Consider the following 14,215-nt stretch of genomic DNA (forward strand, 5'->3'; position numbering starts at 1 on the left):
TCGAGATTCTGATATGGACATTCGCCACCTGGCCTTCCTGGCTAGCCAACCTTCTGCGGCCGTAAAAAAGCGCGAGCAATTCTGGGGCATGCCCAAGCGTGGTCTGGCCTTTTTGCTGGCGAACGTCATGTTCTGGCAACCGGTGTGGGCGCAGGCGGACGGCATCGTTGTCAGTGCACCCGGCACCAGTCTGGATCGCGCCGGCAATGGCGTGCCAATCGTCAACATCGCAGCGCCCAATGGCAGTGGCCTGTCGCATAACCAGTTCCACGACTACAACGTCGGTGCGCAAGGCGTCATCCTCAACAACGCCACCGACCGCATGCAACAGACGCAACTGGGCGGGATCATTCTCGGCAACCCGAACCTGCGTGGCGCAGCGGCACAAACCATCCTCAACGAAGTCAATGGCGGCAGCCCGAGCCAGTTGCGCGGCTACACCGAAGTCGCAGGGCAATCGGCACGGGTGATCGTTTCCAATCCTTACGGCATCAGTTGCAACGGTTGCGGTTTCATCAACACGCCACGTGTCACGCTGACCACCGGTAAACCGGTGCTCGACAACGGTCGCCTGGAGCGCTTTCAGGTCGATCAGGGAAGCGTTTCGATTGACGGCGTCGGTCTTGATGCGAGCAACGTCGACAGTTTCGAAATCATTACCCGCAGTGCGCAGATCAATGCACAGATCCACGCAAAAAACCTGAACATCACCACCGGCCGCAACGACGTCAACGCCGACACGCTCAGCGCCACCGCCCGTGCCGATGACGGCAGCGCCAGACCACAACTGGCCATCGACTCCTCGGCGCTCGGCGGCATGTATGCCGGTGCAATCAAACTGGTCGGCACCGAGCAGGGCGTTGGCGTGAAGCTGGCAGGGGATCTTGCCGCCAGCGCAGGTGACATCCGGATCGACGCCAATGGCCAACTGACCCTGGCCAAAGTCACGGCGGGTAATGCCGTCGATGTAAAGGCCAAAAGTCTCGATGCCCAGGGCGCGGTTTATGCCGGTACGCAGGTCACCGTACAAACCGCCGAAGACCTGATCAATCGCCAAAGCCTCGCTGCCCGTGACCGCGTCAGCCTGAGCAGTGGCGGCAGGCTGACCAATACCGGTGTGATTGAAGCCGGGGTAAGCGCAGACAACAGCCGCAACGCCAATGGTGATCTGTCGATCAACAGTGCTTCGGTGAGCAACAGTGGCAGCGTGTTGGCCAGCCGAACCCTGACCGCCAGCGCAGCCGCAACGTTCGAGAACCAGAACGGTACCGTGCAGGCTCAAGACCTCACTCTGAACGCGGCGCGCTTGGTCAACCAAGGTGTGAATGCGCGTGTTTATGGTGAAACCCGTCTGGTCGTGAGCGCGCCGGCCATCGTCAACCTCAGCGGCCTGATTCGCTTCGCCGATGGGCAAGCGGCAACACTGGTGGTCGACAGTATCGACAACCGTCAGGGCCGTATCGAAATCGCCGTCGGCAGCCTCAAGCTCAATGCTCAGGAGGTAAAAAACACCGGCGGCAAAGTGATCGCCGGTCGCCTCGACGTGGACGCCCGTCAACTGGACAACAGCGGCGGCCTGATCGGCGCCAGCGACGGTGAGGCCAAGGTTGTCGCCCGCGAACGTCTGAATAACGGCGCGGGCAAGATCCAGGCGAAAACCACGCTGGCACTGTCGGGAGGGGAGTTGCTCAATCAGGGTGGGACGCTGGCTGCCGACGACATTCACGTCACGGCCACTCGCCTTGATAACAGCGCCAAGGGTGTGATCAGCGCGGAAAACGGTGCTGCTGATCTGACGCTGATGCAGGATTTCGACAACCACGACGGCAAGGTGCAAGCCTCGGATCGCTTGACCGTCACTGCGCAGAGCATCAACAACCGCAACGCAAGTCTGACGGGCAAAACCCTCGAGGTGGCCAGTCGCGGCACGCTGGATAATACGCAAGGCACGATTTCGTCCGATGACAGCGTGGTTTCCAGTGCAGACCTGGATAACAGCCTTGGCCTGATCCAGGGGACCGATCGCCTGAGCCTGACCGCGCAGGATCTGCAAAACGCCAGCGGCCAACTTTTGGGCGGCATCGTCGACGCTAAACTGCTCAATCTGACCGGCAACAACGACGGCACGCTCAGCGCCGAAACCGGGCAACTGACGCTCCACGTCCAGCAGCACTTGAACAACGCATTGGGCCGTCTGCAATCCATCAAAGGCGATGTGGAACTGCGTGCCAGCTCTGTCGATAACCGTGGCGGTGTAGTCGCCGCCCGGCAATTGCTGGTGTTGGCCAAGGACGGACACGTCGACAACCGTGGCGGGCGGATGATCGCCGACGGCCTGGAGTTGCACGCGGCCAGCCTTGATAACCGTGCCAACGGGTTGTTGGCCGCAGGTGCCGATGGCGCGCGGTTGATCCTCAAGCAAACCTCGCCGGGCCAGTCGCAACTGCTGAATCAACAGGGCCGGATTCAGAGCGAAGGTCAGTTGCACATCGACGGTGACGAGGTCGACAACAGCGCCGGTGTCCTGCTTGGCAACGCTATCGACATCAATGCCAAACAACTTGGCAACAACGACAAGGGCGGCATCGTCGGTAATGGCGGCGATGTCGTCCTCAACATTGCCGGAGTCTTCAGCAACGTCACCGGTCTGGTCGACGCTGGCGCACAGCGCTTGCTCCTTGATCAACTGACCTCGCTGGATAACCGGGGCGGCACCCTGCAAGGCAAGCGCCTGGACATCAATAGCGCCTGGATCAACAACAACGCTGCCGGGCAGATCATCGCTGGCAGCGACGGCCTGAAGATTACTGGCAAAACACTGCTCAATCAGCAAGGTGTGATTCTGGCCAACGGCAGCCATGCCGAACTGGCGCTGAACAACGGCAATTTGCAAAACCAGGGCGGCACGCTGCAAGCCGACTCGGTGAGCATCACCAGTGCCGACCTCGACAACAGTGCAGCCAGCGGCAAGGCCGGGCTGATTTCCAGCCTGATTGATGACTTGACGTTGACCGTGACGCGCCTGGCTAACCGCGCCGGCAAGATGTTCGGCAAGGATCAGGTGATCTTCACTGGTGCCAGCCTGGACAACACCAGCGGCGAGATCAGCGGTAATCAGCTGGGGCTCGAAGCCGTCGGGCAGGTTCTCAATCAGGGCGGCCTGATCGAATCGGCAAACAGCCTCAAGCTGACTGCCTACGGCTTGGATAACAGCGCCGGTGGCCAGCTCCGCGCCCTCGGTGGCGCTGCGAGTCAGATCAAGCTGACCGGCAATCTGAACAACCAGAGCGGCGTGATCGAAATCGGCAGTCAGGACCTGCTGCTGTCTGGTGCCGAAATCAATAACTTCAGCGGCAATGTGCGCCATGCGGCGCAGGGCCTTTTCGATCTGGATGTCAGCCAACTGACCAACAACCAGGGCAGTCTCACCGGGCTGGGCAATGGTGTATGGGATGTCGGCTCGGTCAACGGCGTTGGCACCTGGCAACTGAACGGCGGGCTGACCTACACCAGTGCGCAGAACCTGACGCTCAATGCTGGCGAGCGGATCGCCAGTGCTTCGGCGCTCAGCCTCAACGTGGCCAACCTGAACAATGCCGGACAATTGCTCAGCGGCGGCGATCTGGCGCTGACCCTCGGCGGCAATCTGCTCAACAGCGGCAAAGTCTCCGCGCAGCAGAAACTCACGATCAGCGCCAGCGACGTGATCCAGCAGGACGGGCGACTGGTCAGCGGCGGCGACACCGTCATGAACTTGCGCGGCACACTGGACAATCTCGGTCGCCTGATCGCCAACCAGAACCTCACGGTGACGGCGGCACGGATCAATAACAAAGGCACCCTCGGCGCCCAAGGCAATCTCGAATTCACCGCCGCCAACGGTCTCTACAACGATGCCGACACGCTGCTGTTCAGCGGCGGCACGATGAAGCTGCACGGCAACAGCCTGAATAACTATTACGGCGATATTTACAGCCGCGGCAACATGAGCTTCGACGCTGTCGATGGCGGGCGCGCGGCGTTGTTCAGCAACTTGTCGGGCACCATCGAAGGCGAGGGTGACGTCGACATCAACGCGGTTTCCTTCGAAAACGCCAAAGCCGAGTTCGAGCTGACTTCCGGTCAGTCGTCCGGCAGTTTGAGCTGGGTGTGCGGTCAGCACTGCGATGGTGGTGATGGCTGGAAGCGCGGCACCATCACCATCACTACCCAATTCAACGACGAGGTGCTCAAGGACTCGCGTGCGGCGCGATTCGTGGCAGGCAAGAACTTCACCATCCACGCCAACCAGGTTGAAAACCGTTACAGCCTGCTGGCCGCCAACGGCGACCTGACCGTGACGGCTGACAGCCTGCTGAACCAGGGCGCGGAGTCGCGTTCGGGGACGCGAGTGGTGAAAAGGGGCACCCCTGGGCGTATCGACAACAGCCTCTGGGACAAGATGGAGTTCGTCGATGTTCCGGCGTTCAACGCGGCTACCGCGGCCGGCAACTTCGATCAGGCGCGGTTCGATGAACTGATCAGTCGCTCCAGTGATTCGCGATTCTCTTTGATGAGTGACGTCACCACCTGGAATGCAAACGGCAACGCCGTTTACGCTGCGGTGATGCAGGCCGGCGGCAAGGTCAAGCTCGACGTCACCAACAGCATCCAGAACGGCACGCTATACGACAACACTTATGATCAACTGACAGGTTCCCTGGCCAGCGACCAGACAGACGCGGTCGGCGGCATCAACATCAACCTGGGCAAACGTAGCACCGACGCTGTCGCCCAAACCTCCAGATCCGTTACCCGTATCGAGCATGTCGACGCCGATGGCGTGAAGCAGATCAGCTTCACACCGGTGGACTTCAAAGGTGTGCCGTTCGCCGCAGTCGACCCGACGGCTTCCTCGACCTTCCGGTTGCCGAAAGGCCCGTACGGCATGTTCGTGCAAAGCACGAATCCGCAGAGCCGTTATCTGATCGAAACCAACCCAGAGCTGACTCAGGCGACGGCGTTCATGAGCTCCGACTACCTGCTCGGCAAGCTCGACTTCAGCGCCGACGAAGCGGCGCGTCGCCTCGGTGACGGTCGCTATGAATCGCGGCTGATCAGCGACGCCGTCATGGCCCAGACCGGCCAGCGTTTTCTCGCCGGTGGCCTGGAGAACGACTACGAGCAATTTCGTTATCTGATGGATAACGCGCTCGCCAGCAAAAACCAACTGAACCTGTCGGTCGGCGTCAGCCTGGCCTCGGCGCAGGTCGCTGCGCTGACCCACGACATTGTCTGGATGGAAGAGCGCATCGTCGACGGCCAGAAAGTGCTGGTGCCGGTGTTGTATCTGGCGCAGGCCGAGTCGCGCAACGTGCGCGGTGGCAGCCTGATTCAGGGCCGAGATCTGGAAATGCTGGCCGGTAGCGATCTGGTCAACGTCGGCACATTGAAGGCCAGCAACGACGTGTCCGTCGACGTCAAGGGCAGCCTCTATCAGGGCGGTCTGGTGGAAGCCGATGAGCGTATCAAACTCATGGCCACCGACAGCATTCGCAACGCACTGGCCGGCGAAATCCGTGGCAATCAGGTCGAACTGACGACACTCAAGGGCGATATCGTCAACGATCGTACCGCCATCGCTGTGCGTGATGGCAGCGGCATGCGCACCCTTGTCGACGACGGCGGCTTCATCAGCGCTCGCGACAGCCTGACCATCAAGTCCGGACAGGATCTGACCAACGCGTCTGCCATCAGCAGCGGCGGTGACGCCAGCCTGAGTGCAGCGCGCGACATCAACCTGTTGGCGACACGCGACGAAGACGAACTCCACGAATCATTCGATGGCGGCCACCGCTCAGTCATTACCTCCACCGTGGAAAACCTCGCGTCGACAGTGAAAACCGGCGGCGACCTGAAGCTCGATGCCGGTCGCGACATCAACGTCGTCGCCAGCACAGCCGAAGCCACCGGCAACCTCGCCGCCGAGGCCAAGCGCGACATCAACATGTCCTCGGCCGGAGATGAACACAACGTTGAAACCCATAGCAAGGACGGCAAGAAACGTGTCCATGAACAGGATGACCACACTGTTCAGAAAGCAGCTGAGTTCATCGCCGGCGGCGACGTAAAAACCAGTTCCGGGCGTGACACCACACTGGTCGCGAGCAAAATCAGCGCAGGCAATGAAGCCTACGTCTACGCCGGTAACGACCTCAATCTGCTGGCCGCGCAGAACAAGGACCACACCCTTTACGACATGAAGGAGAAGGGCGGTTTCGGCAACCTGAAACTCCAGCGCGACGAAGTCACCCAGGTCACCCACGTCGGCAGCGAAATCAAGAGCGGCGGCAACCTGTCTCTGGTCAGCCTGGGCGACCAGCATTACCAGGTGGCCAAACTCGACAGCGGCAAGGACATCCTCCTCGACAGCGGCGGCGCCATCACCTTCGAAGGGGTGAAGGATCTGCATGACGAGAGCCATACCAAAACCAACAACAACGCCGCATGGGTCTCGGCCAAGGGTCGCGGCAACACCGACGAAACCCTGCGCCAGACGCAGATGATCGCCAAGGGCAACATCGTCCTGAAAGCGGTCGATGGGCTGAAGATTGACATCAAGGATGTGAGTCAGGAGTCCGTCAGCCAGACCATTGATGCGATGGTCAAGGCTGATCCGCAACTGGCGTGGTTGAAGGATGCGGAGGCTCGGGGAGATGTTGATTGGCGGCGCGTGAAGGAGATTCACGAGTCGTTTAAATACGAGAACTCGGGCGTCGGGCCAGCGGCGCAAATTGCCATCGCCATCATGATGTCTTTTGTGATGGGGCCGGCAGGACTGGGCTTGGTCGGCGGTGGCTTCGGCGGCGCATTCGCCACAACTCTCGCTACGACGGGCGTGACAAGCACGATCAGCAATAAAGGGAACCTCGGCGCTGCATTCAAGGAAACATTCAGCGCCGACAGTCTCAAGAACGCAGCTATCGCTGGCTTCACCGCAGGCATGCTTGATTATGCCGATGCCAATTGGTTTACAGCGGGGGGCAGCAAAGCCGCAAGTATTCTGACCAGCAGTAATTTTACCGACGTAGCGATCCGAACTGCGGGTCGCGCGTTCATTTCCAGTGGCATCTCTACCACCATTGGTGGCGGAAGTTTTGCTGACAACTTTGGTTCCGCGTTGCTGGGAGAAGCGGGCAGTGTCGCGATGGCGACCGGGTTCAATTTCGTTGGCGATCAAACGATCAAGTTCCCGGAAGGTGGCGTAGTAAAAGTTGTCGCGCATGCGCTGATGGGCGGTTTGATTTCCGAAGTAACTGGCGGGGATTTTGCTACCGGTGCGGCGGCTGCTGGGCTGAATGAAGCTGCGATGAATACGCTGGTGAAGTTCGCCGCTGGCAATGATCAGCTGCAGGTGATGTTGTCCCAACTCACGGGTGTTCTTGCAGCGGCCCTCGTTGATGGCAATTCACAGTTGGGAGCCAGCATCGCCGGGAGTGCCACGACTTATAACTATCTCTACCACCGTGAGGTGAAAGAGATGCTCGCTGAGATGGACAGCAAGACCACGGATAAGGAAAAGCTTGCTGTCAGGGATAAATATGAAGCGCTTGACAAGCAAAGAGAGTTAGAGCTGGACGAGTTTTGTAAAGGGGCACCTGATACCTGCCGTCAAATCTCCCACGATTTGGCCGACGATGACGAAAAGTTCTCGAAGCTGATAGCGACGCTACGAAGTGAAGGCAAAAGTGGAGAAGCCTATTGGGTAGGAGTTGTTCAGGGAGGGAATCTAAACTCCACTGGGTCAATAGCCTCCATCGTGAATTTACAGGAAGGTGGTTTCTTTGCAAAATTGGGTGCTGTCGCGATCCAGATGGGGGGTGGAATTTTTCCGGGTAGGGCAACCGGGAAAGGTACGACTGCCACAAAGGAAGCCGACGTAAAGGGTACGGGTGGTGTAAAAGGAAACGAAGCGTCCAAAGCACCGGTTCAAGAACTTGAGGTTGACTCCTATAAGAATCTCAAGTCAAGAGAAGTAGTTGCTGACGGGTTAGAGCACGACCACATCCCTTCCTTTGCTGCATTGCGTACGGCAAAAGAAGCTGAATTAGGTCGTCCCCTTACAGAGGTGGAGGCCAAATCGCTTTACCAAAACGCAACAGCCGTGGAGGTTCCTCGCGATGTCCACATTGCGGGTCCCACGTATGGGGGTAAAAATACCCGTGCACAGGTTCAACAGGACGCCATTGATCTGTGCGGCGCGGTGTGCCGTGATACAGACGCATTGCGAGAAAATTTACGCAATCGAGGTTATGATTCAAAAATTGTCGATGAGACAATTAAAAAAATAGTGGAAAGAAATCGAGAGATTGGGGTTATCAAATAATGAATACTTGGTCTGACTTTATTCACGCTCTCGGTCAAGATGAGAATGGATCAGTCATCACGGGTCTATGGCAACGTTTTGAAGAAAAGCCCGTCATTTCAGAGACTCCTGATGCCTATAATGATCCAGGCGGGAAAACAAAATATTACAAGTTTATAAAGTCTGGGATAGAGCTTGGGTTTCGTGCGGGACAATTAAATCACATTCATTTTTTTGTGCAGGAGGATGAAGGCTATTCACCGTATAACGAATATGTGCTTGATCGGGCTGCTCATGCTTGGACTGCCAAAAATGTCACTCAGGTATTGGGTACGGCAGACGCAGGAGCATCTGCTAAAGTTGATATGTTGATTGGTAAAGTCCGGCAGTGGTGCAAATATCAGTTTTCAACATACGATCTACGTATGGAGTTTTCAGAGGATGGTAAGTTGTGGAAGGTAACCCTGATTGCTAAGGGTTAGGTGAAGGAAAATTACGTTGAAACGGTATTGGAAGAGTGTGGATGAATGGGGGCAGGCCACGTTGAAAAAGTACTCCAAAACGTGGTCTGTCCGCATTTTCCCCCGACCATTCAGCAGCCTAGCCGAGTAATTCAAAGTGTCGACAAACGGGGCAACCCTCAGCCCGGAGCCATTTATGAGTTTGAGGTTCCCGCTTCAGGTGGCGGTACGCGGACAGTGAGAATTCGTGACGACACAGCGGGACATGATTGCGGGGAAGGTGATCCGCAAAATCGCGGGGCGCATTTTAACGACGAAGCGGGAAATTATTATCATTACTAAAATCAAAATTTTGGGAGAAAATGACGTATCTGATTCGAATCAGACAATCAATCTGAATGAGGGTAACGGAAAATGCAGATTAAAGTTGTCTGCAGCTAGTTTTATTGCGTCGAAGCCTCATGAGTCATTGGAAACAATATTCGACTTCATACATGAACGCGTTGTCGAAAATATGCCGGGATATGCAGCCTGGTTGCTTTTGGGTAACTCGGCTTGGCAGCCAGGCACGAGAATCGTCAAATATTTAGGGCTATGGGGTGGGTTCAAATCACGGGGGATTGAAGTTCCCCAAGGAAGTCATTCGATAGTGCATACCATGGAGCGCGATGGGAAGCTAAAGTTTTTTGGAGGTATTCGCCTATCGGATCTTTTAGATGGGACAATTCTGGAGGCGTTCTTGGCTGAGAGATGTTCTTATGTAGCCATTGTGCCTATAGATTTGGATATGGAAGAAGCCTTACTCATTGGCTGGTCTGGAAAGATTTCGGAAGATCTGATGCTCTTCGAATATGTGGCGGAGGGGAACGGACTGTTAATGGCAAAGATTGGTGAATTTGATGATCTTGATAGAGGAGTTGTCGCTGTCGGAAAACGACAAGTGCTGGATGATCTTTTATCAAACTTTGATAATTCGTAAAACCGAATTTCGCTATTTTTTCTCCTTCTGAGCTCCGCGCAGGTCGCCACGCTGATTGTCGATATCGTCTGAGAGATAAATGGGTGCAGACCACGTTGAATGCAAAAGCTGGGTACTCTTGGGGGGGAAGGGAACAGACCACGTATAGAAGGCACTCGAAAACATGGTCTGTCCCCGTTTCCTCAATACTCAACAGAGCAATAAATTCGGAAGCGAAATTTCGAACAAGGGTAAATAGGGACAGGCCACGTTTAAAACGCACTCCAAAACGTGGTCTGTCCCCGTTTCCCCACGTATGGAAAACTACCAAGTGCAGCCGATCTTGAGTCGGTTGGCGTCAAGGTTATCCAGGATGGAGGTCTAGATGCTCGATTCTCGGGGCACACGTTCCTACGCACAGACGGTAGTAAGATTACTGATCTCCATAGTATGAAAACCATCGTTCTAGAGAAAATAAAATGATAGTTTCAGCGATGTTTGATTCCCTCGTCACATTTGACTGCGTATATGGAGGCTTTGAGCTCGAAAATGGAGTAGTTCGCCTTTATGTCGAAAGAGGCCTAGCCTTGAAAAAAACGAAGTTGGTAACAGCGGCGGATGGCGCTCGGATCGTACAGTGTGATGAAGATGAGTGTCCTAAGGGCGAAAGTATTTTTCCTGTTCATTACATTTACGATCCCGCTAGAGATGTGGAGTATGTTGAATGGAGTCTTGTAAATGGTTTGTTACACGCTCGAAGCGAGGGTGGTGAATGGGTCAGATACGAGAGCGAGAGTGAAGGTTTGCACGCAATGCATGAATATGTGGGTGACTGCTGGCTGGTCTTTTCTGGTGTGAGTGTGTTGAGAAAAGTTATCTATGAATATTCTCTCGATCGAAAGAGTTCCTCAGGTAATGAGTTTGTCGAGGAGTTTATTAGTGGGCCTAAAGTCGATAAGTCTGCAAGTGAGTATTTTCTTGAGGGTGAAATAAACGTTTTGCCTGGGCCAGGATGGATGTCTTTGAAAATTGATGCAGATTCGTTTCATATCGAGATTCCCGACGATTGAAAGAAAAGCGGATAAATGGGGACCGGATAAATGGGGAAAGACCACCTTTCGAGAGACAAACGGGGACAGGCCACCTTCAAATTCGCGTCGAGCGTAAAAGCGGCGGTGACCTGCAGCTCGATGCCGTCGCAACATCTATTTGTCCTCGGCCGGAGATGAATACAACGTCGAAACCCATAGCAAGGACGGCAAGAAACGTGTCCATGAACAGGACGACCACACTGTTCAGAAAGCCGCCGAGTTCATCGCCGGCGGCGACGTAAAAACCAGTTCCGGCCGTGACACCACACTGGTCGCGAGCAAAATCAGCGCAGGCAATGAAGCCTACGTCTACGCCGGTAACGACCTCAATCTGCTGGCCGCGCAGAATAGGGACCACACGCTCTATGACATGAAGGAGAAGGGCGGTTTCGGCAACCTGAAACTCCAGCGCGACGAAGTCACCCAGGTCACCCACGTCGGCAGCGAAATCAAGACCGGCGGCAACCTGTCTCTGGTCAGCCTGGGCGACCAGCATTACCAGGTGGCCAAACTCGACAGCGGCAAGGACATCCTCCTCGACAGCGGCGGCGCCATCACCTTCGAAGGGGTGAAGGATCTGCATGACGAGAGCCATACCAAAACCAACAACAACGCGGCGTGGGTCTCGGCCAAGGGTCGCGGCAACACCGACGAAACCCTGCGCCAGACGCAGATGATCGCCAAGGGCAACATCGTCCTGAAAGCGGTCGATGGGCTGAAGATTGATATCAAGGATGTGAGTCAGGAGTCCGTCAGCCAGACCATTGATGCGATGGTCAAGGCTGATCCGCAACTGGCGTGGTTGAAGGATGCGGAGGCTCGGGGAGATGTTGATTGGCGGCGCGTGAAGGAGATTCACGAGTCGTTTAAATACAGCAACTCGGGGCTTGGCCCGGCGTCCCAAATGATCATTGCGATCGTGATGGCTGCGGTTGTTGGACCGGCAGCTTTGACGGCGATGAGTGGGATGGGCACGTTCTGGGCGGCATCTTATGCTGCTGTAGCTACCGGAGCAGCGACAAATGCCGCCACCAGTTTTATCAATAACGGTGGCAACCTTGGCGCTGTATTCAAAGATGTAACGTCTTCTGATGCGCTGGCTGGCTATGTTATTTCAGGAGTAACTGCTGGCCTGACGGCGGGCTACTTCGACAGCATTCTCAAGACCACAACAAATCCGATAACCGGCCAAGTCATGACTGACTTGAGCAGTCTGGAAGGCATTGGCCGTTTCGCCGGTAACCAGCTGCTGCAGAACATGACTTCCACTGTTTTGGGCGCGACTTTCGGTCAGCACGCGGATTTCGGTAATGCGTTGACGGGCGCTCTGTTGAGTACTCTGAACGCCGCGGCATTCAATGCTGTAGGCGATTTTGCTGCTAAACAGGGCTGGAAAGACGGCAGTCTCGAAAAAATCGCATTGCACGCGGTTGTTGGAGGGTTGCTGACTGAAGCTGCGGGTGGCGATTTCAAAACGGGTGCATTGGCGGCGGGTGCAAATGAGGCTCTGGTTACACAGTTGGCGACGCTGGTCAAGAACGACAGCAACCTGTTGTCGATGTCCTCCCAACTAGTGGGTATCGCTGCGGCAGCCGTAAGCGACGGTAACCTTCAAGAGGGCGCGACTATTGCGAAGGACGCTACTAACTACAACTACCTTATGCACCACGAAATCGTGGAAATGCTGGATGAGCAGGCAAAATGCGCATCCGAGACGTGCAAAGCAGAAGTGCGAGAGCGTTATGCCAATCTGGATGAGCAGCGAAATGCGGAGTTGGGTAGCCTCTGTCAGAAAAACTTGAGTGCCTGCAAGCAGCTTTCGGATCAGCTCCTAGCCGATCAGCCAAAAATTCGCGAACTGGCAGAGCAGCTGAGGCTCAGTGGGGATATATGTGCAGCTGCAAACGTAGGCTGGATCATTACGGAGAATAACCAAACTGCGCAAAACACGATCATCAGAGAGATTGTAGTTCAGCGTGATGGTGAAAGCGCCGCGTTTTGGGCAGATGCCGCAGGCGTAGCCGCAGATGTCGCGGGCGGTGGTAAACCGGGCGGTAGCAAAGGAACGACCAAAAACAGCGCTTCTCATTCACCAGATGTCGACGGTAATCTTGGTGGGTCTGGAGGCGTAAAGGGCGCGGGTGATATTGTTGTGCGCAGCGATGACGATTTCAGTGCCACCGTGAATGGAAACGGAAAACCGAAAGCGCATCTTAACGAAAATGGCGATTTAGTTCCGCCAAATATAGACGGGACCGGTAGCGTTCAATCACATGTACGCGGTGGTAACGCTGAAAACTCGCCGTATATTTCTGTTACCGACCCGAGCACAACGTCAAACCCAAAAGATTACGGTACGAACAAAATTGAGATTGACGTAAAAAGATTGCAACAGGACATTGATTCCGGTGTATTGCCAAACACTAAATTTTTGACAAATCAGGAAGTGACAACGGAGTTGCAGACGAAAGTCGATGCGGCGCGTGATAAATTTACGAACAATCCCACGCCAAAAAATCAAACCTCATTAGACAGAGCAGAGACAGATTTGGCAAGCGCTGCGAGGGATGGGGAATGTTTGATCAAAGGTTGTGTTCCGGCTGACTACATTAAACCGGTGAAAAAATAGGTGAAGGCGATGGATCCCAAAACATACGAACTGCTCAATGGTATTCCGGAACACGCCGATTACGCTGTGGAGGCGGGTGACCTTGACCGAGAAGACATTTCAGAAGAAAGAATGGCCGCAGTGAGGCAACTGCTCAACAGTGGGAATGAAATGGAGCGTTTTCAGGCTTCTAAACTTCTCACCAGCTGGGGCGTCCATGACGGCTTGATAGTGCTGGAAGAATATATGCGTCGCCCAGAGATTATTGAGGGTATTTATACCCATAGACTCCATGGGTACGATGATACATATCGGCATATATTGATGGCAGTGACGATGTATTTCGCAAATGCCGCTGAGGTCAGTGGAAAGGAATTAGCGAGGCGTCAGGTATATGATGTGCTTTCAAAAATAATCGCTCTGGCCAACGAGAGGCCTTTTGAAATATCGGAAATATATTCTTTCGTGCATCGTGAAAAGTATTCAGAGTACCTACCGCTGCTGAAGCAGCATTTGATCGCAATGGTTGAACATCCGGAACTTCATCGGTGGAAAATCAAGGATGCCATTGGTTTGATAATGGAATTTGATGCTGATTTTGTCAGAGCCTTATTGTCTGAGAAAAATAAAATTCTGGAAAATTTTGTGAAAAAATAAAAAATCAAATTTTCTGTGAAAAAGAATAGGTGGGGGTAGGTCACGTTTAGAAAACACTCTAAAAACTTGGTCTGTCCCCATTTCTCACTATTGAAG

Annotated in this window: 6 protein-coding genes and 1 pseudogene; all 7 read left to right on the forward strand. The window is 54.8% G+C overall.

Annotation, left to right across the window (positions count from 1 at the left end; all coding sequences use genetic code 11):
* Nucleotides 1-13 precede the first annotated feature (13 nt).
* Complete coding sequence (locus AAEZ10_RS01650; RefSeq protein ID WP_350567208.1) at nucleotides 14-8,365, forward strand: two-partner secretion domain-containing protein; 8,352 nt, start codon at nucleotides 14-16, stop codon at nucleotides 8,363-8,365.
* Nucleotides 8,365-8,826: a DUF6392 family protein gene (locus AAEZ10_RS01655; protein ID WP_016775045.1), complete on the forward strand. Its 462-nt coding sequence runs from the start codon at nucleotides 8,365-8,367 to the stop codon at nucleotides 8,824-8,826. The genes AAEZ10_RS01650 and AAEZ10_RS01655 overlap by 1 nt, the downstream gene beginning before the upstream one ends.
* 45 nt (nucleotides 8,827-8,871) lie before the next feature.
* Nucleotides 8,872-9,147, forward strand: coding sequence for an HNH/endonuclease VII fold putative polymorphic toxin (locus AAEZ10_RS01660; protein WP_125927969.1), 276 nt, complete (start codon nucleotides 8,872-8,874; stop codon nucleotides 9,145-9,147).
* Nucleotides 9,053-9,784, forward strand: coding sequence for a hypothetical protein (locus AAEZ10_RS01665; RefSeq protein ID WP_177434005.1), 732 nt, complete (start codon nucleotides 9,053-9,055; stop codon nucleotides 9,782-9,784). Before AAEZ10_RS01660 ends, AAEZ10_RS01665 begins: the two co-directional genes overlap by 95 nt.
* A gap of 473 nt (nucleotides 9,785-10,257) precedes the next feature.
* Nucleotides 10,258-10,833, forward strand: coding sequence for a hypothetical protein (locus AAEZ10_RS01670; RefSeq protein ID WP_225927626.1), 576 nt, complete (start codon nucleotides 10,258-10,260; stop codon nucleotides 10,831-10,833).
* 115 nt (nucleotides 10,834-10,948) lie between these two features.
* Nucleotides 10,949-13,483: pseudogene (locus AAEZ10_RS01675) on the forward strand (DUF637 domain-containing protein); the annotation flags it as partial.
* Nucleotides 13,484-13,492: 9 nt separating this feature from the next.
* The gene (locus tag AAEZ10_RS01680; RefSeq protein WP_350567213.1) at nucleotides 13,493-14,119 is read left to right on the forward strand and encodes a hypothetical protein; all 627 of its coding nucleotides are present in this window, start codon (nucleotides 13,493-13,495) and stop codon (nucleotides 14,117-14,119) included.
* The last annotated feature ends 96 nt before the right edge of the window (nucleotides 14,120-14,215 follow it).

The organism is Pseudomonas sp. H26/SER47-MNA-CIBAN-0231, assembly GCF_040310465.1.
Lineage (GTDB): Bacteria > Pseudomonadota > Gammaproteobacteria > Pseudomonadales > Pseudomonadaceae > Aquipseudomonas > Aquipseudomonas atacamensis.

Bases quoted from the DNA above. Each gene is read 5' to 3' on its own strand.
- AAEZ10_RS01660 (WP_125927969.1), top strand. From the start codon at position 8,872: ATGGGGGCAGGCCACGTTGAAAAAGTACTCCAAAACGTGGTCTGTCCG.
- AAEZ10_RS01650 (WP_350567208.1), top strand. From the start codon at position 14: ATGGACATTCGCCACCTGGCCTTCCTGGCTAGCCAACCTTCTGCGGCC.
- AAEZ10_RS01670 (WP_225927626.1), top strand. From the start codon at position 10,258: ATGTTTGATTCCCTCGTCACATTTGACTGCGTATATGGAGGCTTTGAG.
- AAEZ10_RS01655 (WP_016775045.1), top strand. From the start codon at position 8,365: ATGAATACTTGGTCTGACTTTATTCACGCTCTCGGTCAAGATGAGAAT.
- AAEZ10_RS01680 (WP_350567213.1), top strand. From the start codon at position 13,493: ATGGATCCCAAAACATACGAACTGCTCAATGGTATTCCGGAACACGCC.